This window comes from Hymenobacter coalescens, assembly GCF_054783195.1.
Map to the genome: position 1 here is coordinate 167,163 of NZ_BAAGRA010000007.1, position 21,425 is coordinate 188,587.

General features: G+C 59.6%; 22 protein-coding genes. 10 read left to right on the plus strand and 12 right to left on the minus strand.

All coding sequences use genetic code 11. The features are described from left to right. The first annotated feature begins 49 nt into the window (after nucleotides 1–49). From ACYVKQ_RS06310 to ACYVKQ_RS06320, 3 genes are all read left to right on the plus strand, one after another. Nucleotides 50–358, plus strand: coding sequence for a 50S ribosome-binding protein YggL (locus ACYVKQ_RS06310; RefSeq protein ID WP_460576767.1), 309 nt, complete (start codon nucleotides 50–52; stop codon nucleotides 356–358). Between the two features lie 216 nt (nucleotides 359–574). Beyond that, the gene (locus ACYVKQ_RS06315; protein ID WP_460576771.1) at nucleotides 575–2,362 is read left to right on the plus strand and encodes an acyl-CoA dehydrogenase family protein; all 1,788 of its coding nucleotides are present in this window, start codon (nucleotides 575–577) and stop codon (nucleotides 2,360–2,362) included. A 393-nt stretch (nucleotides 2,363–2,755) separates the two neighbouring features. Then, the gene (locus ACYVKQ_RS06320) at nucleotides 2,756–3,298 is read left to right on the plus strand and encodes a hypothetical protein (protein ID WP_460576773.1); all 543 of its coding nucleotides are present in this window, start codon (nucleotides 2,756–2,758) and stop codon (nucleotides 3,296–3,298) included. Nucleotides 3,299–3,389: 91 nt separating this feature from the next. Here the strand turns inward: ACYVKQ_RS06320 and ACYVKQ_RS06325 are convergent, their stop codons facing one another. Beyond that, nucleotides 3,390–3,707, minus strand: coding sequence for a hypothetical protein (locus tag ACYVKQ_RS06325; RefSeq protein WP_460576775.1), 318 nt, complete (start codon nucleotides 3,705–3,707; stop codon nucleotides 3,390–3,392). Between the two features lie 3 nt (nucleotides 3,708–3,710). After that, nucleotides 3,711–5,114, minus strand: coding sequence for a hypothetical protein (locus ACYVKQ_RS06330; protein ID WP_460576777.1), 1,404 nt, complete (start codon nucleotides 5,112–5,114; stop codon nucleotides 3,711–3,713). Between the two features lie 330 nt (nucleotides 5,115–5,444). On the opposite strand from ACYVKQ_RS06330, the gene ACYVKQ_RS06335 reads away from it, so the two are divergent. Further along, the gene (locus ACYVKQ_RS06335; protein WP_460576778.1) at nucleotides 5,445–5,786 is read left to right on the plus strand and encodes a hypothetical protein; all 342 of its coding nucleotides are present in this window, start codon (nucleotides 5,445–5,447) and stop codon (nucleotides 5,784–5,786) included. Nucleotides 5,787–5,827: 41 nt separating this feature from the next. Here the strand turns inward: ACYVKQ_RS06335 and recG are convergent, their stop codons facing one another. The 4 genes from recG to mutY all read right to left on the minus strand — a co-directional run bounded on the left by recG (nucleotide 5,828) and on the right by mutY (nucleotide 10,352). Then, nucleotides 5,828–7,924 carry an ATP-dependent DNA helicase RecG gene (gene recG / locus ACYVKQ_RS06340; RefSeq protein ID WP_460576780.1) on the minus strand — a complete coding sequence of 699 codons (2,097 nt, stop codon included), beginning with the start codon at nucleotides 7,922–7,924 and terminating at the stop codon, nucleotides 5,828–5,830. An 87-nt stretch (nucleotides 7,925–8,011) separates the two neighbouring features. After that, nucleotides 8,012–8,593 (minus strand): gliding motility lipoprotein GldD, encoded by a 582-nt coding sequence (gene gldD, locus ACYVKQ_RS06345; protein WP_460576782.1) that lies wholly within the window; start codon nucleotides 8,591–8,593, stop codon nucleotides 8,012–8,014. A 132-nt stretch (nucleotides 8,594–8,725) separates the two neighbouring features. Further along, nucleotides 8,726–9,163, minus strand: a complete 438-nt coding sequence (locus ACYVKQ_RS06350; RefSeq protein ID WP_460576784.1) for a single-stranded DNA-binding protein — start codon at nucleotides 9,161–9,163, stop codon at nucleotides 8,726–8,728. Between the two features lie 94 nt (nucleotides 9,164–9,257). Continuing rightward, nucleotides 9,258–10,352 (minus strand): A/G-specific adenine glycosylase, encoded by a 1,095-nt coding sequence (gene mutY / locus ACYVKQ_RS06355; protein ID WP_460576786.1) that lies wholly within the window; start codon nucleotides 10,350–10,352, stop codon nucleotides 9,258–9,260. A 146-nt stretch (nucleotides 10,353–10,498) separates the two neighbouring features. On the opposite strand from mutY, the gene ACYVKQ_RS06360 reads away from it, so the two are divergent. From ACYVKQ_RS06360 to ACYVKQ_RS06370, 3 genes are all read left to right on the plus strand, one after another. Then, complete coding sequence (locus tag ACYVKQ_RS06360) at nucleotides 10,499–10,840, plus strand: HU family DNA-binding protein (protein ID WP_227762932.1); 342 nt, start codon at nucleotides 10,499–10,501, stop codon at nucleotides 10,838–10,840. A 106-nt stretch (nucleotides 10,841–10,946) separates the two neighbouring features. Then, the gene (locus ACYVKQ_RS06365) at nucleotides 10,947–11,858 is read left to right on the plus strand and encodes a tetratricopeptide repeat protein (RefSeq protein WP_460576788.1); all 912 of its coding nucleotides are present in this window, start codon (nucleotides 10,947–10,949) and stop codon (nucleotides 11,856–11,858) included. 407 nt (nucleotides 11,859–12,265) lie between these two features. Continuing rightward, nucleotides 12,266–13,873, plus strand: a complete 1,608-nt coding sequence (locus tag ACYVKQ_RS06370; protein WP_460576790.1) for an Rne/Rng family ribonuclease — start codon at nucleotides 12,266–12,268, stop codon at nucleotides 13,871–13,873. 150 nt (nucleotides 13,874–14,023) lie between these two features. Here the strand turns inward: ACYVKQ_RS06370 and ACYVKQ_RS06375 are convergent, their stop codons facing one another. After that, nucleotides 14,024–14,716 carry a porin family protein gene (locus tag ACYVKQ_RS06375; protein ID WP_460576792.1) on the minus strand — a complete coding sequence of 231 codons (693 nt, stop codon included), beginning with the start codon at nucleotides 14,714–14,716 and terminating at the stop codon, nucleotides 14,024–14,026. 113 nt (nucleotides 14,717–14,829) lie between these two features. On the opposite strand from ACYVKQ_RS06375, the gene gldB reads away from it, so the two are divergent. Together gldB and ACYVKQ_RS06385 are read left to right on the plus strand one after the other, a co-directional pair. Then, nucleotides 14,830–15,849: a gliding motility lipoprotein GldB gene (gene gldB, locus ACYVKQ_RS06380; protein WP_460576794.1), complete on the plus strand. Its 1,020-nt coding sequence runs from the start codon at nucleotides 14,830–14,832 to the stop codon at nucleotides 15,847–15,849. Nucleotides 15,850–15,931: 82 nt separating this feature from the next. Further along, nucleotides 15,932–17,131, plus strand: a complete 1,200-nt coding sequence (locus tag ACYVKQ_RS06385; RefSeq protein ID WP_460576796.1) for a glycosyltransferase family 4 protein — start codon at nucleotides 15,932–15,934, stop codon at nucleotides 17,129–17,131. On the opposite strand, the gene nth is transcribed toward ACYVKQ_RS06385, so the two are convergent. The 5 genes from nth to ACYVKQ_RS06410 all read right to left on the minus strand — a co-directional run bounded on the left by nth (nucleotide 17,128) and on the right by ACYVKQ_RS06410 (nucleotide 19,972). After that, nucleotides 17,128–17,802, minus strand: coding sequence for an endonuclease III domain-containing protein (nth, locus tag ACYVKQ_RS06390; protein ID WP_460576798.1), 675 nt, complete (start codon nucleotides 17,800–17,802; stop codon nucleotides 17,128–17,130). The genes ACYVKQ_RS06385 and nth overlap by 4 nt on opposite strands. Nucleotides 17,803–17,892: 90 nt before the next feature. Beyond that, the gene (locus ACYVKQ_RS06395) at nucleotides 17,893–18,123 is read right to left on the minus strand and encodes a hypothetical protein (RefSeq protein ID WP_460576800.1); all 231 of its coding nucleotides are present in this window, start codon (nucleotides 18,121–18,123) and stop codon (nucleotides 17,893–17,895) included. Continuing rightward, the gene (locus tag ACYVKQ_RS06400) at nucleotides 18,062–18,697 is read right to left on the minus strand and encodes an RNA polymerase sigma factor (protein ID WP_460576802.1); all 636 of its coding nucleotides are present in this window, start codon (nucleotides 18,695–18,697) and stop codon (nucleotides 18,062–18,064) included. Before ACYVKQ_RS06400 ends, ACYVKQ_RS06395 begins: the two co-directional genes overlap by 62 nt. Nucleotides 18,698–18,932: 235 nt before the next feature. Then, the gene (locus tag ACYVKQ_RS06405) at nucleotides 18,933–19,484 is read right to left on the minus strand and encodes a DUF6799 domain-containing protein (RefSeq protein WP_460576805.1); all 552 of its coding nucleotides are present in this window, start codon (nucleotides 19,482–19,484) and stop codon (nucleotides 18,933–18,935) included. A gap of 83 nt (nucleotides 19,485–19,567) precedes the next feature. After that, nucleotides 19,568–19,972, minus strand: a complete 405-nt coding sequence (locus tag ACYVKQ_RS06410) for a hypothetical protein (RefSeq protein ID WP_460576808.1) — start codon at nucleotides 19,970–19,972, stop codon at nucleotides 19,568–19,570. Nucleotides 19,973–20,107: 135 nt separating this feature from the next. On the opposite strand from ACYVKQ_RS06410, the gene ACYVKQ_RS06415 reads away from it, so the two are divergent. Next, a complete protein-coding gene (locus tag ACYVKQ_RS06415; RefSeq protein WP_460576810.1) occupies nucleotides 20,108–21,391 on the plus strand; it encodes an MFS transporter in 1,284 nt (427 codons plus the stop codon). The last annotated feature ends 34 nt before the right edge of the window (nucleotides 21,392–21,425 follow it).

A 21,425-nucleotide genomic window follows, 5' to 3' on the forward strand; every position in this document is an offset into this window, starting at 1 on the left:
AAAGGTGGCCCGACTGGATTCAGTCGGGCCACATTATGCTGCTACCGCCATGAAAAAGCGTCTTAGGAAAAAACTGCGGCTGAAGGAGTTTCAAGAGTTGGGCTTTCATGCCTCGTTTGATTTAGCGCCAGCACAAGACGACCTGACGTTTTTTGACCAGTTGATTCCTTTCGTTGAGTCCATCGGACTTTTCATTGGCGGCGGCATTAACAACTTCTACGCCGTGGCCGGACACCGTCAATCGGCCACGCCAGAACAGCAGCAGGCGCTACGCGAGTGGCTGACCCAGCACCCGCAGGTGAGCAACATCGACATCGGCCCGCTAAACGACGCTTGGCACTCAACGGACTACGACTAAAAACCCGTTGACAATCAGAACCAGAGCGCATATCTTGGCGTTCTGATATTGGTAACAGACAGAAACCCCGGCCTTTTCGGGGTTTCTTTTACCAAAAATAGTCGGCACGCCTAACATTTTTTCTTACCTTTCGGTACTACAGTCAGGCGGCCCTTGCTGGCCTTAAATAGTCGGCAAGCCTAACAGTTTCGACACCTCAACATTCCCACCACGGCCATGGAAGTAACCAACAAGCTTGTAAAAGGCGGCGAGTTCATCATCAAACCGACCGACGCCCAGGATGTATTCACGCCCGCCGACTTTTCGGAGGAGCAACACATGATGCACCAGACCGCCCTGGACTTCGTGGAGAAAGAGGTGCAGCCTCTGCTGGAGCGCCTCGACAACCACGAGGAAGGCCTGATGCGCGGCCTGATGGAAAAGGCCGGCGAACTGGGTCTGTTTGGCGTGAGCATCCCTGAGCAGTACGGCGGGCTTGATATGGACTTCCCGACCTCGCTGCGCGTGACCGAGGGCGTGGGCGGTGGCCATTCCTTCCCGGTAGCCTTCGCGGCCCACACCGGCATTGCCATGCTGCCGATTCTGTACTTCGGCAACGAGGAGCAAAAGGCCAAGTATCTGCCCGGCCTGACCTCCGGCGAGTTGATGGGCGCCTACTGCCTCACCGAGCCCGGCTCCGGTTCCGACGCCCTGGGCGCCAAGACCAAGGCCGTGCTGACCGAGGACGGCGAGCATTACGTGCTCAACGGCCAGAAAATGTGGATTACCAACGGCGGCTTCGCCGACGTGTTCGTGGTGTTTGCCAAGATTGACGGCGAGCAGTTCACGGGCTTTATCGTGGAGAAGAACACGCCCGGCCTGAGCCTCGGCAACGAGGAGCACAAGATGGGCATCAAGGGTTCCTCTACCCGCCAGGTGTTCCTCTCCGACTGCAAAGTGCCGAAATCGGCCGTGCTGGGCGAAATCGGAAAGGGCCACCTGATTGCCTTCAACATCCTGAACATCGGCCGCATCAAGCTGGCCGCCGCTTGCCTGGGTGCTTCCAAAATGGCCGCCACGCTGAGTGTGCGCTACGCCAACGAGCGGGTGCAGTTCAAGCTGCCCATCTCGAAGTTCGGCGCCATCAAGTACAAGCTGGCCGAGCAGGCCGTGCGCATTTACGCTGTGGAATCGGCCATTTACCGTGCGGGTATGGATATCTACCGCATGGAGCAGGAACTGCTGGGCAAGGGCATGAGCCACAACGAAGCTCTACTGGGTGCTGCCCGCGAATTTGCCGTGGAGTGCGCCGTGCTGAAGGTGGAAGGCTCTGAGGTGCTCGACTACGTGGTGGACGAAGGCGTGCAGGTGTACGGCGGCTACGGCTTCTCGGCCGACTACCCCATGGACCGCGCTTACCGCGACTCGCGCATCAACCGCATCTTCGAGGGCACGAACGAAATCAACCGCATGCTGGCCGTCGACATGATTCTGAAGAAGGGTCTGAAAGGCGAGCTGGACCTGATGGGCCCGGCCCAGGCCGTGCAGCAGGAGCTGATGGCCATTCCGGACTTCGGCGGCGACGAGGACAACAGCCTGTTTGCAGCTGAGCTGCGCACCATTGCCAAGCTCAAGAAGGCCATTCTGATGGTTGCCGGTACGGCCGTGCAGAAGTATATGAACTCGCTCGCCAAAGAGCAGGAAGTGCTGATGAACATCGCCGACATGGCCATCAAGGTGTACACCGCCGAAAGCACCATCCTGCGCGTGCAGAAGGAAGCGGCCGCCAAAGGCGAGGAAGCCGTAGCTGCCCAGATCGACATTGCCCGCGTGTACCTCAACGACACGGTGGACAACGTGAACAAGTTCGGCAAGGAAGCCATTGCCTCCATGACCGAAGGCGACGAGCAGCGCCTGCTGGCCCTGGGCCTGAAGCGCTTCACCAAAGCCGACCTCTTCAACGCCAAGGACGCCCGTCGCCGCATCGCCGACGTGCTCATCCAGGCCAACGAATACGCGTTCTAACTCAGAGCGCAACCGCGCAGCCGGCCGCGGGGAAACGGCCGGTTGTTATTTCCCGATGGGGGAAAACTTAAAAGGGCCGCTCCGGTATCGGGGCGGCCCTTTTTGTTGCTTTAGGGCTTACAGCTGACCTTTGCTTTTGTGATGTGGCATGCATTGAGCCTAATTGCCAAGAAATTCGCCACTACATTTCTGCATGATGGCACGGGGTGCTTTGGCAAAATCGTGTGAGTAACTACTGCGGATCTTGTGCTGTCAATCCAATTGAGTGCTATGAGATACGGTCTGCCGGAAATCGCATAGCCAACGCCTATGAGTCTGTATGTACAAACTACCAATTGGTGTTGCACCACTAGAGTGTTTGTCGCGTTATTTATGAAGTTCTTTTAATAGCCAATGGCATTCCTAGTGGCGGGCGGAAACAATCAACGATACAATGGAGTGATGCAGCGGCCATTTCTCTGGGAACATTGGCATAAAGGCTTGATGGCTGCCTTTGCTACCTGGGTAGTCGTGTTTCTTGTCACGGGCAGCCTATCGTCTCTTTCTGTTACGGTAGCAATGATAGTTGCGAGTACAATCAGCGCGGGCATTCTGCTGGCTGTACTGACGCATTATCAAGGCTTCTCTATCGACCTTGTGAAGCAACGCTTCCGCAACTTTGTTTGGGTCGCAGGCCTACGGTTTGGGGATTGGCGTCCCTTGCCAAAGATCGTACAGGTTAAGGTACGTGCTGTTCAGCGCAAGCATCACCTACCCACTGAAACATACCCAATTGAATTAGGTGCAGTAGCTACAGAACATGTCTGGCAGGTACTACTAAATGTGGAACGCTCTCAGATAGGTATCATAGCTGCTCATACCAAAAAGTCAAACGCCCTGCGGATTGCTGATGAGCTAGCTGCCCTGCTAAACACGAAGGTTAACGTAGAATCGTAGGTCGTTTTGGGTTGGTACTAATTGCTGGCAAACAAACGTACAAAGGCCGCCCTGATACCAGAGCGGCCTTTGTACGTTTGAATTTCGGTCACTAATCCGCAATGGCCAGCAGGCCCGAGTGTGCCGCAGAGGCGTTGAGCAACAGCAGGAAGAAGCGTTGCTCCACAGAATCGGTAGTGGCAGTGGGCGTGAGCTGCGGGTGGCGGTGCAGCAGCAATTGCAGCTTCAGGTGCACCACGCCGCTACTCCAACGGAAGTCCTGCTCGAAGTCCAGGCGGGCTTCGAGGATGCGCTGCTCCTGCAGTTGTGCGAAGTCCTCCGCCGACAACTCACCGGCTTTGGGCAGTTCTTCCAGTTTGATGCGACTGGGCCGAGGCTCCTCGTCCGCCAGCAGGTAGAAAACCAGCATGACTTATTTAAAGACGAGCTTGTTGAGCTGCAGCGCCGCCGATTTCTTGCTGGGGCGGGTCACCACAATCATCGTCTTGCCGTCGAGCCAGGCGGTAAAGTCCTTCACGTAGGCCACCTGCTGGTCGTTGGCCACGTTCAGGCCGAGGGCTTTGGGCTCCGTCACCGTGCCTGTCAGGCCGGCCACCTTGCGCAGGTAGAGGTCGGTTTTGTCCTTGAGCTTCTCCAGCGTCACCACTTGCACGTCGTTGCCGATGGGGGCCGCCCGGTAGCCGATGCCGGTAAAGCTCTCGGTGATGGGCGCCGACTGGTTTTTGGCAATGATCTGGTGCCAGGTAGGCGACTGAAATTCGTTGTAGCCGAACACGTGCAACTCGCGGGCCCGCACCGGGGCGCCGGGGCCTTCCTCGGCTTTGTGCTCGGCAATGACCACCACGTTCTGATCCTCGGTGCGAATCACGTCGGAGAGGTAGATGTCGTCGAGACGCTTGGCACTGCCTGCTGTGGCTTTATTGACTTCGGTCAGGTACTCGGGCCCAAACTTCAACTCCGGCGCAAACTTCATGTCCGTGTTGGCGAAGTCAAACTTGACGAGCTTCAGGCTATAGTACTCGCCCGAGGCATAATCGGCGCAGATGGTGGCCGCATAGAGCGTCTGCCCGTCGAGCAAACGCCACTGCGAGTCGCGCACCGTCACCTTCTTGCCGCCAAAGGTGCCGCCCACCGCCACCGACATCACCTTGACGTCGGCTTCCTGGTCGCGGTAGCGGCGCACGGTGAGCTTCTGGTTGTCGTCGCCGATCAGGGCTACGTACTGCGTGCCGTCGTTGGCTACGTGCACGCTGGGAGAAAAGAACGAGCCCAGGTCGCGGAAATCGTATACGCGGTCCTTCTGCTTCTCCAGGCGCCGGTCGTAGTGCACCGCCGTCAGCGACTTGATCTGCTGGTCGCGCAGGGCGTAGCGCCAAGCCACCAAATGGGTGCCGTCGGGCGAGATATTGATGCCGGGGCGTCGTTCGCGGGGACCGGCTTCCGCCACCTTTTTGGCCGGCAGCTTCTGGCCTGTCTGCAGATCAACGGGCTGCACGAGCAGGTGCTGACCGGTCTCATCGCCGTGGTGCACCACCACCAAGGCCTGCTGGTCGTTGCGGGCAAAGGCTTCCATGCTTTCCCCGGGGCCGACGGGCACCGTGGCACTCCACCGCTTTTTCAGGTCCGCGTCGTAGCGCTCCACGGCATACTCCGAAGCCGACCGGTGGCTCAGGATGATGAAGTCCTGGCTGCCAGGCAGGGCCAAGGTCTTCACGTGCACCCGTTGGTTGTAGGGGTCTTCGCTGTGTTCGGGCACGTAGGCGAAGGGCGTAGAGCGTACGCGCTGGGCCGCCACCGGCTGGGTGAAGAGGAGCACGCCGGTCAAAATCCCGGCGAAAGAAATTTTAAAAAGAGTAAAGCGCACGTCGTTAAGGGGTTAACGGAGCGAAAGTCGTCCAACTGGCAAAAATGTACTTCCCAAAGGTATCATTCAGTCGACCATTCCCGTAAAGGCCCCGCTGGGTAACCCCTACAATGGAAACTTCATGCTTTCATAACCTCTCAGCTGTCACCAAATGCACCCGCCACCGTTTTCTTTGTGAAGGCAAGCAAATACAGATTTCAGCCTGAAAAGCTTGTAAATTTGTATATAATTTATAAATTTGTGCACAGATAATGTCTTTTCAGCTGCGCCACGCTGATTTCTGTGCTTGAAGTTCACGCCACTGGACTTTTGCAGGCTGTGCCGACCGGGCTCAGCAGAAATCCTGGCGCGCCGTTTGATACGGCGCGCCGCACCTCCACTGATTTTTCCTCCACCATGAAGTCTTTACTACAGTTTTTCCTTTTAATAGCGCTGGTTATTGTCGGCAAGCAGGTTAAAGAACAGTCCCGTGCGGCCGTTGCTAGCAATGCACAGCCCGTTCGCCAGCACGTAGAGTCCATGCAGTCGTTTTTTGTACAGCACGTTAGCTACAAAGCGGCGCCGGGCGAGCGAAACGCAGCCAGCGAATACAATCGAAAGGCCACCCTGGTTTCGCTTAACTAGGATGCTAAACGGCTGACAAGCCGTTTTTTTATGCCCTATTGTTAGCTAATACGGCTCCAGTTAACGGCCGTCGCCGGCAACGATTCAATGTGCCGGCGGATGTTTTGATTGTCGGGCTTGCTAAGCGTTGGGTCCTCGTTAAGGATTTCCTGCGCCGCCGCCCGTGACTCGGCCAGGATCTTCCCATCCTTGGCCAGATCGGCCACCAGCAAGTCCAGCACACCGCTCTGTTGCGTGCCCATCAGGTCGCCGGGGCCGCGCAGCTTCAGGTCGATGTCGGCAATTTCGAACCCGTTGTTCGTGCGCACCATCGTTTCCAGGCGAGTGCGCGTGTCCTTGCTGAGCTTGTAGCCCGACATCAGGATGCAGTAGCTCTGATCGGCGCCGCGGCCCACGCGGCCGCGCAGCTGGTGCAGCTGCGAGAGGCCGAAGCGCTCCGCCGATTCGATGACCATTACCGAGGCGTTAGGCACATTTACGCCCACTTCGATAACCGTGGTGGCCACCATGATCTGCGTCTGCCGCTGCACGAAACGCTGCATTTCTGCGTCCTTTTCGGCCGCCGACATGCGTCCGTGCACAATGCTCACCTGGCACTCGGTGAAATAGCGCGTCACGCTTTCAAAGCCATCCATCAGGTCCTTGTAGTCGGCCATGGCTTCGCTCTCTTCGATGAGCGGGTAGACCACGTAGCACTGCCGGCCCTCCCGAATCTGCTGGCGCATGAACTCAAACACCTTCAGGCGGTTGGAGTCGAAGCGGTGCACCGTTACGATGGGCTTGCGGCCCGCCGGCAGCTCGTCAATGACCGACACATCCAGGTCGCCGTAAAGCGTCATGGCCAAGGTGCGCGGTATCGGCGTGGCCGTCATTACCAGCACGTGCGGGATGATGTCGGGATTTTTCTGCCAGAGTTTGGAGCGCTGCGCCACACCGAAGCGGTGTTGCTCGTCCATAATGGTCAGGCCCAGGTTTTTGAACTGTACCACGTCCTCCAGCAGCGCGTGGGTGCCCACCAGCATGTGCATTTCCCCCGAGCGCAACTGCTCGTGGAGCACCCGCCGGTCAGCCGTGCGCGTCGAGCCGGTGAGCTTGCCGATCTTGATGCCTAGCATGTCGGCAAACTTCTTCAGGCCCTCATAATGCTGATCGGCCAGAATTTCGGTGGGTGCCATCATGCACGATTGCGCCCCGTTATCAGCCGCAATGAGCATGGCGATAAACGCCACAATGGTTTTACCGGAACCCACGTCGCCCTGCAGCAGGCGGTTCATCTGCTTGCCGGCGGTAAAATCCTTGTAGATGTCGTGAATCACCCGCTTCTGCGCCATCGTCAGATCGAAGGGCAGCACGTTCTTGTAGAAGTGCGTGAGCGTAGGCACCTTGTCAAAGATCTGCCCGGCCAGCTCGATTTTGCGCTGGGTGCGCTGCCGCAGCAGCTTGAGCTGCACGTAGAACAGCTCCTCAAACTTCAGGCGGAAGCGCGCCGCCTGCAGCAGCTCAGTGCTCTGCGGGAAGTGGATTTGCTGCATTGCCTCCGCCTTGGGCATCAGCGCGTACCGCTGAATCAGGTCGGGCGAGAGGGTTTCGTGAAAGTGCGGTGCGGCGAGCTTTAGCACCTGTGCCGTCAGGCGTCCGATGCCCTTGCTGTCGAGGTGGAAGTTGCGCAGCTTGTCGGTGCTCGAATACACCGGCTGCAGAAAGCTCGCGCCGGGCTTCTGCTCGGTTACTTCCTCCAGCTCGGGGTGCACCATCTGCGCCTTGCCGTTGAAGAGAGCCGGCTTGCCGAACACGAGGTATTCCTGGTGATTCTTGACGAACTTCTCGAAGAACTTGACTCCTTTAAACCAAGTCAGCTCCATCACCCCGCTCTCGTCGTGTAGCTGGGCCACCAGGCGTTGCTTGCGGCCTTCGCCCAGCAGCTCTTTGGTGCGCACCGTGCCCTTCACCTGCACCATAGGCAGGTCGTCGTGCAGGTCCACCACGTGGTAGATCTGCGTGCGGTCGAGGTAGCGGAAGGGGTAATGCTGAACTAAGTCGCCGTAAGTGAAGATGTTCAGCTCCTTGGCCAGCACGTCGGCCCGGCGTGTGTCCATCCCACGCAGCAACGCGACTTTGGTGTTGAAAAAGCTACTCATAAAGTCAATGAGCAATGATCAATGAACAATGAGCAATTGACCCTTTGCGAAGGAGCTGCTCACTATTCATTGCTCATTGATAATTGTTCATTGATATTTCAGGGTGTTGACCAGGTGCACGATGTCCTCCTTTACATACTCGATAACCGGAGCCAGCGAGTCATTGGCTACCGCCGTCCGGAAGTACAGTGCCCCGCGGAAAAAATGCCGCGTCGAGTCGGTGGTGTAAAACTGAAACTGGCTCGGTACGTCGCCGCTCAGCTCGAACACCGCCACTTTCTTGCCGTCCGGCGTATTCAGCGTGTTTTCCTCGATGGCCGTGGCTTTGATCTGGTGCTTGCCCGTGAGCTTGCGCGCGTCCTCCAGCATCTTGTTGAATAGCTTGGGGTTGCCGCTGATATCGGTGTAGGTGATCTGCACGTTGGCGTGCAGCTTGGGGTAGTTCACGTTGATCCAGTGCGGCTGGGCCAGATACGACGAGTCGCGCAGGATGCGGGCCGACTTAGAATACTCAAACCGGTAAGGGTGACCCGGCGCCAACAGCTGATAGGCATGCGGGGGCAGGTCGATGCGGTTGAAGCCTTTGGGTTTGGGCGTGTAGTCCGGTGCCGAGTTGCAACCCGAAAGCAGCAAGCCGGCTACCAGCAGCGCACAGCAGGAGCGAAGCACAGGCGGGTGGAAAGAAGGTGATAGATCAAAATTAGCCGGAAATCGGCGCGCAAGGGTGCCGCCGGCCCTGGAACAAACAAAACCGCCCCGGCCAGCGTGTGGCCGGGGCGGCGTAGCCCGCAAACAGCAGTATTAAAAAGGCAGTTCGTTCAACTCAGCTTCCTGGCGGAAGGTTTTCTGCTCAGCCGGCATGTTCTGGGCTGCGCCAGCATTGGCAGTTGCGTGGTCGCCTTGGCCGCGCCCGCTGCCCAGCATGGTAATCTCGTCGGCTACGATTTCGGTTACGTAGCGGGTCTGCTGGTCTTTGTCCTGGTACTGGCGCGTACGAATCTTGCCCTCCACATAAATGGACTGGCCTTTCTTCACGTACTTCTCTACCATCTCAGCCAGCCCGCGCCAGGCAACAATGTTGTGCCACTCGGTGCGTTCGACGCGGTTACCCTGCTTGTCTTTGTAGAATTCGTTGGTAGCTAGCCGGAATTGCGCTACGGCGGCACCACTTTCCAAGTGCCGAACTTCCGGATCAGTACCTAGATTGCCGATGAGAATGACTTTGTTAACGCTTGACATTTTTTCGTTGTGTTAGAGGGTGAAGTGAGCAGATAAGGGGTTTAAACTGTATACAATAACTAAATCAAAACGCATAATTCCAAATATTTTAGCTTCAAAGTATTCCTTTCTGTGATAAGTAGTTGCTGATGATGACCGGCTTAGGCAGCTCATCAACTTGGTCTGATGCATAAGCTTCAAGGCCAAGGGCTTGTGCTGCTGCAGCAGGCAAAGGCGAGTGCAGCCAGAGCTCATGAAAGAGCGCTTCGACTCTCTGGTGGCTGAGCACGTGCCGCAGGGCCGCTGCCGGCTCGCTGGCGCGGCTGCCATCCAGCCAGGCCCCAAGCTGGGCTAGCTCACGCTGCAACGCCTGCGCCGATAAGGTAGCGTCCGGGGTTTCCAGCAAATGAAAGTCGTACAAACTGTGCCAGATGTCCTTGGTACTGCGGCGACGCAGGTAAATCCGGTCTTCGTGGCGCAGCACGAAATAGTGGAAGTAACGGGTACGCGCCGCTTTGGCCTTGCTCTTCACGGGCAACTGCTGCACCATGCCGTGCTGGAAAGCAAAGCACTGCTCGCGCACCGGGCAAAACAGGCAGTCGGGGTTGACGGGCGTACATTGAATGGCCCCAAACTCCATAATGGCTTGGTTGTAGTCGGCCGGGTTGTCGTGCGAAATCAGCTGGTCGGCCAGCTGCTGAAACTCCTTGCGGGCCGCGGGCTGCGCAATGTCGGTGGTGATGCCAAAGACGCGGGCCAGGACCCGGTACACATTACCGTCGAGCACCGCTACCCGCTCCCCAAACGCGAAAGAGGCAATGGCCGCCGCCGTGTACGGACCGATGCCGCGCAACTTGACCAACTCAGCGTAGCGGCCTGGAAAACGGCCTTCCCACTCAGTTACCACCTGCTGAGCCGTGTGGCGCATGTTGCGGGCCCGGGAATAGTAGCCCAGACCCTGCCAAAGACGCAATACTTCCTGCTCGGGGGCCGCCGCTAGCTCCTGGACCGTAGGGTAGGCCTGCAGGAAACGCTCGTAGTAGGGCAGGCCCTGCTGCACCCGAGTCTGCTGTAAAATGATTTCAGACAGCCAGATAGCGTAAGGGTCCTGGGTGCGGCGCCAAGGCAGGTCGCGGCGGTGGCGTGGGTACCAGTCCAATAAGGCCTGGGCAAAGAAAGGGTGGGCAGGAGCGGGCTGAATGTTGGTCAACTTGCTGATTGTTAATATATTGCTTTGCAATTGCCTCCGTCACGGTATTTGGCAATTACATTTGTAAAACCAAAAATCGGGGCTACCTTTGTGGCCCGAAATGCCTACCGGGCAAGGGCTTACGGATTTTGAAAGCTTTTTTGCCCATACTTTTTTTCACTTTTCAGGTTCCTAATACAGTGACCAAAGCAGAAGTAATTGCCGAGATTGCCGAGAAGACCGGCATTGAGAAAACCGACGTGTCTGCAACCGTTGAGGCGTTTTTCAAAGTGGTGAAGGATTCGATGGCCAACGGCAGCAACATCTACGTGCGTGGCTTCGGTAGCTTCGTAAACAAGAAGCGGGCCCGGAAAGTAGCCCGTAACATCTCGAAAAACACCTCCATCATCATCGACGAGCACTTCATTCCGAGCTTCAAGCCGTCGAAAACCTTCATCAGCAAAATCAAAAACAGCAAGAAGGTAAAAGAGCAGCCGGTACAAGCCTAGCCCCGGCGAAGCCCATAACCGCTCGGTTCTTCGTAAACTTGCCGGCCGCCGCCGAGCTGGACTGCCCCGAAAGCAGCAGCCCGGCGGCAGCCTTTTTCTTTCGCGTATGGCTGCCAGCCGCTCTTTTGTTTCCCCCCAACTGCTCATTCTCATCTTGGCTGCCGCCGTGGTGGCCGGGCTGTTTTTGTTGCCGAAAGGCGTGGTGAAGCCCAAGGAAGGCAAAGGGGAGGCCGCCCGGGATGCGGCCAAAACCGCCACCCGCGACGGCGGCGGACCCGCTACCAACGGCTCCAAAACCGAAGCGTCCTCTGGGCCGGTCCCGGCCAACGGCGGTGCCACGGAGCAGCAGCCACACACCATGGCTTCAGGCGAGCAGCGCAAGCAGCTCAACGGCCTGGTGGCTCGTTACCAGGCGGCTCAAGGTCCAGCGAAGCTCAGCATTGCCAACGACCTGGCGAAGCAGTACCAGCAGGTGCAGCGCTTCGACAGCGCCGGCTATTACTACGAGCAGGTAGCGCTGGTGCGGCCGGGTGAGCAAGCCTGGAAGCGCGCCGCCGATCAGTACTTCGAGGCGTACAGCTTCGCAGCTACGGAGGAGCGCGCCAAGATGCTGGGCGGGAAGGCGCGCGAGCTGTACGAAAAGGTGCTCAAGCAGAACCCGCAAAACCTCGACGCCAAAACCAACATGGGCATGGCTCTGATGGCCAGCGACAACCCCGTATCCGGCATCATGATGTTGCGCGAGGTGCTGGCTGCCGACCCCAAAAATGAGAAGGCCCTCTACAACCTGGGTATCCTGGCGCTGCAAAGCAACCAGCCCGACAAGGCCGTGGAGCGCTTCCAGGAGTTGGTGAAGGTGAACCCCAAGAACGTGAACGGACAGTTCTATCTGGGGGTAGCCTTGGCGCAGGACGGGAAGAAGGAATTGGCCAAACAGGCGTTTCTGAAGACCAAAAGTCTCAGCGCTGACCCTGGCCTGCTGACCTCCGTAAACGAAGAACTCCAAAAATTGCAATGAGAAACACCGGGTCGTCATGCCGGGCCTTGCGGCGTAGCATGACGGGCGGGTTTTCCGAAATCAATCAACCCAACCCTTAACCACTCTAACTCATGCCCTGCGGTAAAAAGAGAAAGCGCCACAAGATTGCCACCCACAAGCGGAAGAAGCGCCTGCGCAAGAACCGTCACAAGAAGAAGTAAGCCCGCGGGGGTTTGCTGGGCGCTAACGTGCTGGCCATGAGCCACCCGGCGCCCTATGTTTCACCCCGCCGACTCCCGGGCGTGGCTTTGTGGTTACGTTCTCCCCGTGGAACTGAAAAGGGGGAAGCTGGTGCCTCGGCGCTGGCTTCCCTTCTTGGCTTATGCAAGGGGTAGCTTAATTAACTACGATGCGACATCCGGACAGCCGGCTAACCCCGAACTCCATTGAGTAACGAATTAATCATTAATTCTACTCAGGAAGGCGAGCGGATTGCCCTGCTTCAGGACAAGCGGCTGATCGAGTATCACTTCGACCGCAACGACACCAACTACGCGGTGGGCGACATCTTTCTGGGCACCGTCAAGAAAGTGATGCCCGGTCTGAACGCCGCGTTTATTGATATCGGGTATCAGAAGGACGCCTTCCTGCATTACGGCGACCTGGGCGAGCAATTCCAGACCCTGGCCAAGTGGACCCGGCTCGTGCACACGGGCAAGGCGCCCGTCGGGCACCTGAAGGGCTTTCCGCGCGATGCCGCCCTTGAGAAGGTCGGCAAGATGGCCGACGTGGTCAAGAAAGGCCAGCAGCTGCTCGTGCAGATCGTTAAGGAGCCCATTTCGACCAAGGGCCCGCGCCTCTCCTCCGACTTATCCATGGCCGGGCGCTACCTGGTGCTCATTCCGTTCTCCGACACCATCTCCGTGTCGAAGAAGATTGTGAGCCGCACGGAGCGCGAACGGCTCAAACGCCTGATTGCTTCCATCAAGCCCGATGGCTTCGGCGTGATTATCCGCACCGTGGCCGAGGGCCGCGACGTGGCCGAGCTCGACCGCGACATGCAGAACATGTCGGCCATGTGGGAGCAGCTTTACCAGAACCTGCGCACCGCCAAGCCCAACGACAAGGTGCTTGGCGAGCTGGGCCGTACGTCGTCCATGCTGCGCGACATGCTCAACGAGTCGTTCGACGCCATTCACGTCGACTCGCAGCCCATGTACGACGAGCTGCGCCAGTACCTGCAGCAGATTGCGCCCGACAAGCTTGACTTGCTGAAGCTCTACACGGGCAAGACGAAGATTTTTGAGCAGTTCGACATCGAAAAGCAGCTCAAAACCCTCTTCGGCAAGACCGTGACCGTGCCGGGCGGCGGCTACCTCGTCATCGAGCACACCGAAGCGCTGCACGTCATCGACGTAAACTCCGGCAACAAGAGCAACCAGCAGAGCGACCAGGAAGCCACCGCGCTGATGGTCAACCTGGCGGCGGCCAAGGAAGTGGCCCGGCAGCTGCGCCTGCGCGACATGGGCGGCATCGTGGTCGTCGACTTCATCGACATGCGCTCCGGCGACAGTCGCAAGAAGGTGGAAGACACGGTGCAGCAGATCATGGCCCGGGACCGGGCCAAGTTCACCATCCTGCCCATTACCAAGTTCGGGCTCTTGCAAATCACGCGGCAGCGCGTTCGGCCCGAGCAGAACATCATCACTACCGAGGTGTGCCCCACCTGCGGCGGCACGGGCAAGATCACGGCCTCCATTCTGGTCACCGACGAAATCGACTTCAGCATCGATGAGCTGCTGGTAAACCAGAACCACTCGGGCCTGACTTTGCACGTGCACCCTTTCCTGCACGCGTACTACACCAAAGGTTTGGTCAGCAAGCAGATGAAGTGGTACATGAAGTATTACAAGTGGGTGAAAGTGGTGAAGGATACCTCGCTGGGCCTCACCGACTACCGCATCCACGACGAGCGGGGCGAAGAAATCGAGCTGCACAGCCGGGCAGCCGAAATCAACAGCCTGCAGGACCGCGACGACGAATCAGACGACTAAGCCGGCCGCTTCGTAAACTGATTGCAAACCACAACGCCCCCACCGTTCACGCTGCTGGAACGGTGGGGGCGTTGTGTTGGTATTAAGTATTGGTTATCAGGTAGTAGGACAATCCTTTGGTCTTACTACCTCATACCTATTACCAGCTACTTAAAACTTCAAGCCGAGGTCGAGGGCAATTTCACGGTTCTTCAGGCTCACGTCCTTGTACTTGCGCGTGTTGTCGAAGAAACGGTCGATGTTCAGCAGGCCGTGGTGGTACGATACGCCCGCGAATACCTTGGTGCTTTGGCCCAGCTGGTACTCCACGCCGGTACCGCCCAGCAGGCCGAAATCGGCGAAGAGGAAGTGGCTGCGTGAGCGTTTTTGCTCGTTGTTGTTGGCCGCGTCGGTGAAGTACTTTTCGCCGTTGATCCGGCCGCCGGTAAGGCCGCTGACCACGCCGCCGACCTGGAAGTACAGCTTCACATCGGTAGCCACCTCGTTGGTGAACAGCTTCACCGTCACGGGGACTTCCACGTACTGCAGACGCACTTTTTGCTTGAGCGTGACATTGTTGCCCACGCCGGTCAGCGCCGGATCGAAGTAAGTGATGGAGCCGCCCTTGCTGGTCAGCTGCAGGCCGGTGCTGAAAGCGTAGTTCTGCCCGAAAAAGTAGTCGACTACCAGCCCGCCGCCGATGCTGGCCAGGCCGCCGTCCTTTTCGAAGTTGTACTGAGCAGTAGAGTTGGCGGCCAGGCTGCTGACGCTGGGCGAAACTTTCAGGCCGATTTCAACCTGGGCCGAAGCCGAGGTGACGGCGCCGCCCGTGAGCAGGGCCAGCGCGAGTAGGTGTTTTTTCATAGGGAGATGACACGCTTAGCGGCTGCAGCGCGTTGCTACTGCCAGGCCCGATACGAGCGGCCCGGCGTTTTGGCTAATTTCGCCCTAAATATAGAAGCCCCTTGTTACGAACCATGCTCTTTCCTCGTTTGCGACCCTGGCTAAGCGCCCCGGTGCTGGCCGCTTTGCTGCTTTTTCAAACGGCCTGTGGCCGTGACGAGAAGTGTGAAATGTCGGCGGAAGTGCAGGCGGTAAAGGCCCCGGTGCAGTTGCAGCGGCTGGAGAAGTCTTTTTTCCAGGTTCGGACTGCTGCCGACGCACGGCAGTTTATGGACCAGCAGCCGCTGTTTGCGCGCTATTTTCTGCAGCGGGGAAAGTACCCGGCCGACGAGGTGCTGCAGCAGACGCTGGTAAAACTGGCCACCAACCCCGGCTTGCAGCGGCTGGGCCGGCAGGCCGACAGCACGTTTCAAAACACCGAGCAGTGGCAGGGCGAGTTGCAGCGCTTTTTTCAGCACGTGCGCTACTACTTCCCCAATTTTCAGGTGCCGCAGGCCAAAACCTTCGTCAGCGGCCTGAGCCAGGATATCTTCGTGAACGATAGTCTGCTGGTCATCAGCACGGATTTCTTCGTGGGGCCGCAGGCCGCGTACCGCCCCAACGTGCCCAACTACATCCTGCGCCGCTACCGGCCGGAGTACGTGATGCCGACCGTGGCGCTGGCCGTATCGAGCAAGTACAACCAGAAGAACGTGACCAACACCACCATGCTGGGGGAGATGATTCAGAACGGCAAGGCACTGTACTTCGCCGAGCGTATGCTGCCCTGCGCCGACGATTCCCTGCTGATCGGGTTTCCGGCGAAGGAGCTGAAGAACGTGAACTTCAACGAAGCCAAGATCTGGGGGCACTTCCTGCAGAAAAACCTGCTGTACAGCACCAACACGTTTCAGATCCAGAAGTACATCGGCGAACGGCCCAACGTGCCCGAAATTGATAAAACCTGCCCGGGCCGAGTAGGGCAGTGGGTCGGCTGGCAGATCGTGCGCAAGTACATGGCCGAGCACCCCGATGTGACGCTGGCCCAGCTGATGGCTAACAAGGATGCCCAGCGCATCCTGAGCGATTCGCGCTACCGCCCGCGCAAACAGTGACGAGAGTGGGCGAGCGGCTTGTTGCTTCCGCGAAGCCCTCGAATGCCCGCTCACCAGTTCACCCCTCACCAGGCCGTTCCGAGTGCACATTGCTGTTTTCAGCCAGTACCACACCAATCCCGACTGCCCGGCGACGAGCAGGCACTATTCGCTGCTGAAGCACATTGTCCGGGAGCACCGCGTCACCCTCATCACCACCAATACCTGGGAAGCGCAACGGCAGACACAGCTGTACCCCTGGCTGCCGGAGGGCGTGGAAATGCGGGCAGCCAACATTCCGTACCACAACCGCATGGGCGTGGCCGCGCGCGGCTGGGCTTTTCTGAAGTACCTCGGGTACGCGTGGCGGCAGGGGCAGCGCATCGCCCGGCCCGATGTTGTCTGGGGCATCAGCACGCCGCTGTCGGCGGCTTGGGTAGCGGGGCAGGTGGCGCGCCAGCGGCGGGTGCCGTGGGTGTTCGAGGTGCAGGATCTGTGGCCGACGTTTCCCATCGAAATGGGGGCCGTGCGCAACCGATTGGCGCAGCAGCAGCTCTACGCGGCCGAGCGGCGCCTTTACGAGCAGGCGCGGCACGTCATTACGCTCTCCCCGGGCATGACGAGCTACGTGCGTGGCCTGGGCACTGCTGAGGATAAAATCAGCACCATCCTGAACGGTACCGACCTCGATCAGGCAGCCCACGCCACGCCGGAGGCCGTAGCAGCGCTGCGCCGCGAATGGGGGCTGACCGCCCGGCCCGTGGTGCTCTACGCCGGCACCTTCGGGCGGGCCAATGACATTCCGACCCTGGTGCAGGCCGCGGAGGCGTTGTACCGCCAGCGCCCGGAGGTCGTGTGGCTGTTCATGGGCCTGGGCTACTACGAGCCTTTGCTGCGCGAAGCCGCAGGCCGCTGCCCGGCTATCCGGCTGGTGCCGCCGCAGCCCCGCCACGCCGTATTTACCTGGTTGGCTGCTGCCGACATTTCCCTTGTTTCGTTTATCAACAAGCCGGTACTCGACACGAATTCTCCGGCTAAGTTCTACGATAGCCTGGCCGTAGGTACGCCGGTGATAGTGACCAATCCCGGCTGGACCAAGCAACTAGTGGACGAGCACCGCTGCGGCTGGTACGTACCCGCCGAGCAGCCCGAATTACTGGCCGATCGGCTGCTACAGCAGCTGGGCCAGCCGCAGGCGTTGCTGGCGGCCGGGCAGCGCGGGCAGCAACTGGCCCGGCAGCAGTTCGACCGGCAGCAGCTGGCCGCGGAGGTGCAGTTGATTCTGGAACGGGCCGCCAGTTAAATCGGCGTTACCACCGGCTCGAGCGTAGGCCGCACCTGGTCGTTGTAATACTTGCAGAAGTCGGTGAGCGGGCACTGCAGGCACTTGGGGTTGCGCGCCACGCAGATGTAGCGTCCGTGCAGGATCAACCAGTGGTGGGCTTTCGGAATTAGCTCTTCGGGAATGTACTTCACGAGGCCTTTTTCCACCGCCAACGGGGTAGTGGCGGTTCGGGGTACCAGACCCAGCCGGTGCGCCACCCGAAACACGTGGGTGTCCACCGCCATAGCCGGCTGGTTGTAGATAACCGACACGATAACGTTGGCGGTTTTGCGCCCAACGCCCGGCAACAGTTGCAGATCCTCCAGCCGGTCGGGCACCTCACCGCCGAAGCGCTCCACCAGCAGCTTGCCCAGGCCCGCCAGGTGCTTGGCCTTGTTGTTGGGGTAGGATACGCTGCGGATGTAGGGAAATACCTCTTCCGGCGTAGTCGCTGCTAGGTGCTCGGGCGTTGGGAACCGCTCGAACAGGGCCGGGGTAATCTGGTTTACGCGCTTGTCGGTGCACTGGGCACTGAGCACCACGGCCACCAGCAGCTCGTACGGGCTGCCGTAGTGCAGCTCGGTTTCGGGCGCGGGAAAGTGGTCGGTGAAGTAGCCCAGAAAGCGGCGGAACCGTTCGGCAAGGCGCATAAAAACGGAATGGTGAGGTAGAGACTTAGCGAAGCGCAGCCAAAGCTACAATTCGGTAAGGCACTACATCACCATTTCGGTAAATCGTTGCTAGGCTGGCCGCAGGAACGTGCGGGAGTATTGCAAGATGTTTTGCACGGCGCGGTCCGAAGGACCGGGCTGCAGCGCGTCGAGGTAGCGCTGGGCCTCCAGCAGGTCGGCGCAGCGGGCCGCCAGGTCGGCGTCGTGCAGCAGGGCCTGCTCTATGCTGAGTTGCTCCTTAGCCGGCAATTCGTTGTACACATACCGGAGCAGGGTCTCGTGGGTAAAGGTTTTGATCATAGAAAACAGGTTGGGCGGCCATTTTCTTCCGCAGGTTGATGAGCGCGTAGCGCATACGTCCCAGCGCCGTGTTGATGCTCACCCCCGTTGCGTCGGCAATTTCCTGGAAGCTCATGTCGCCGTAGTGACGCATGATCAGTACCTCCTTTTGCGCGGCCGGCAACTCCTGTATTAACTCCCGAAGGCGGCTATAGGTTTCCTCCCGTGAGAGAGTCGTATCTATGCTTTCTTCCGACAACGACAACGAATTGTAGGCGTGGCCGGTGGCGTCGAGGTTAAGCTGGGGGTTGCGCTTTTGGCGGCGGAAAAAATCGATGGCTAGGTTGTGGGCAATGCGGCAGATCCACGACGAAAACTTCCCCTCTTCATTGTACCGACCGCTCTTCATCGTGTGCACCGCTTTGATGAACGCATCCTGCAACAGGTCCTCGGCCACGATGGGGTCTTTCACGATCAGCATGATCGTGGTAAAAACCCGGCGCTTGTGGCGGGCGAGCAACAGGGCGAAGGCTTCTTCCTTGCCGGCAATGTAGAGCGATATCAACGCGGAGTCGCTCGGCTGCATGGTTTCCATAAAGGCTACGGTTAGGGGAACGTAGAGCTTTAGGCCATATTGTGCAGGTTGCCGTGAAAAATCAGGAAGTGAAGGGCGTATGAAAAACCGCTGAGACCAAATGTATAATTCTGCCACCGCCCGTGCAACGGGTATTGTCGGGTTCACGACAATATTTTTTTAGGCGAGAAGAACAAGCAAAAAATGCCCGCCAAAGAGCGGGCATTTTCGTGCGCAAAAATCGGGCCTTCCGGCTTTAGCGTGGCGCGTCAAGGGCACGCAGCTGCTCATCGAGGGCCGCCGCCCCGGGGGCGCTGCCCACCGCCTGCGTGGTGCGCTCCGCCAGCCGGTCGGTGAGCTGCTGGAGCAGTGCCACGCGGCGCTCCAGCAGCTGTAGCTGCCGGGCGGCAGCTACCGAAACGTTGCTGCCGGGCACGGAAAAAGTGGTTTCGCCGCGGCCGCCGGCCACCGCACGGTTGCGCTGTTCGATGGTTTGGGCCGCCTGCATGTCGTCGCGCAGGTTTACTACCACGCCCTGCATGTTCACGGCCTGACCGTTGGGCAGCAATTGGCGCGTGCCGTCTTTGCGCACCAGAATGCCGGTGGCATTTATCACGGAGCCGTCGTTGAGCGTCATTGGGCCCTCGAGGCGGTAGGCCTGGCCGGCCTGCAGGCGCATCACCACCCCGTTTTCCCGAAACGCTCCGTCTTTCAGGGCGTAGGGCGCGGCGGCTTGGGAAGAAGCAGACTGGGCCCGGGCAAGGGGGGCAGCAGCGAATAGCAGAGCGCTAAGCAGAAATACCTTCATGGAAGCCAGGCTACCGACGGAGTGTGCGCGCCGGGGCCTGGGAACTGTACGAAACCCTGTTCAGCGGCGTTGAGGCCCGTTGCCTAGTTGGACCCGCGCAGCCACTGCAGGGCCGCCACCGGGTCGGCAAAGTGGGCCACGCGCAGCAGCTCACTGTCGTTGCAGAACTGCTCGTGCCACTGCTCCTGCAGGTAGCCGTAAAAGTCGGGGGTGAGCACGAAGGCCACGCGCGGGACCGGCGCGCCGGCCTGGAGCAGCAGCGGGCAAAACTCCTGGGCTACCCAATCCTCATCGGCGTTGCCGAGCTGGGGGCCCCGGCGGCGTAAGTCTACCAGCAGACGGGAGGCGCAGGTGAGGCGCAACTGCTCGCGCAGGGCGTCGTAGCCGGCCTGAATTTCTGCCTCCGAAACGGGTTGTTGCCACACCACCTCCACCAATTTCTGGGCGGGATGGTACTGCAGCGTGATGGAATTGCCGGTGACTTCCATGGGCCGATGAGTAAGGAGGGATACCACTTACCGAGCAACCGGTGGAAGCCGCCTAGTTATCAATAATAAGCAAAAAGCCCCGTATCCGCAAGGGACCGGGGCCCGTACCTTTGGCGCCACTTTGCCCACCTTTTCATGACTGTTTCCTCCGGTACGCCCGCCCACGACCCTTACGCCGCGCTGCGGTTACCGGAATTTCGCCGCCTGATTTCGGCCCGCGTGTGCTTTGTGGTGGCTACTCGTATCCAGGGCTTAGTGGTGAGCTGGCAAATCCTGCACCTGACCAACGACCCGCTCGCGCTGGGCTTTATCGGGCTGGCCGAGGCGGTGCCCAGCATTGGCGTGTCGTTGTACGCCGGGCACGTGGCCGATACGGTGCGGCGCAAGAACATCGTCGTGGCGGCGGTGGCGGTGCTGCTGCTGTGCGCGGCGGCCTTGTGGGCCCTGGCCTCGCCGGCGGGGCGGCCGCTGCTGGCCAAAGAGCAGTTCTACACGCTGCCGCTCTACGGGGTGATATTCGTCAGCGGCATTGCCCGCGGGTTCCTCGGGCCGGCGCTGTTTTCCTTTATGCCGCAGCTGCTGCCCGACCGGAGCGCGCTGCCGAACGCCATTACCTGGAACAGCACCACGTGGCAGGCCTCCTCGGTGCTGGGGCCGGCCCTCGGCGGCTACCTGGTGCATTACATCGGCGTGGAGTACTCCTACGTGGTGGTTGTGGGGCTGTTGGCGCTGGCGCTGCTGCAGTTTGGCAGCATCGGCGGGCGGGCGCTGCCGGTGATGGAAGGGGAGCGGCCCACGCTGCGGGAAAGCATTACGAGCGGGCTGCAGTTTATCTTCCGCAACCAGCTGGTGCTGTCGGCACTGGCGCTGGATATGTTCGCGGTGCTCTTCGGCGGGGCCGTGGCGCTGTTGCCGGTGTTTGCGGTGCACATCCTGAAAGTGGGTGCGGCCGGGCTGGGGCACCTGGAGGCCGCGCCGGCCGTGGGTTCGGTGCTGATGGCGGTGCTGCTCACCTACTTTCCGCTGCGCCGGCGGGTGGGGCGCAAGCTGCTGTGGGCGGTGGCGGGATTCGGACTGGCGACCATTCTGTTTGCGCTGTCGACCAACTTCTGGCTGTCGTTGTTTCTGCTGTTCATGACCGGCGTGTTCGATTCGGTGTCGGTGATTGTGCGCTCCACGCTCATCCACACCTTCACCCCGGAGCACATGAAGGGGCGCGTATCGGCCGTCAACAACATCTTCATCGGGTCCTCCAACGAAATCGGCGCGTTTGAATCGGGCGCCATGGCCCGCCTGATGGGCACGGTGCCGTCGGTGGTGTTCGGCGGCCTGATGACCCTGGTAGTGGTGGCCGTGACGGCGCGCCTGGCCCCGCGCCTGCGCCGCCTGCACGACGTGCGGGAGGAACTACCGGCCTAGAGGCGGAGCCGGCCTACGGGCGGCGGGCATGGTG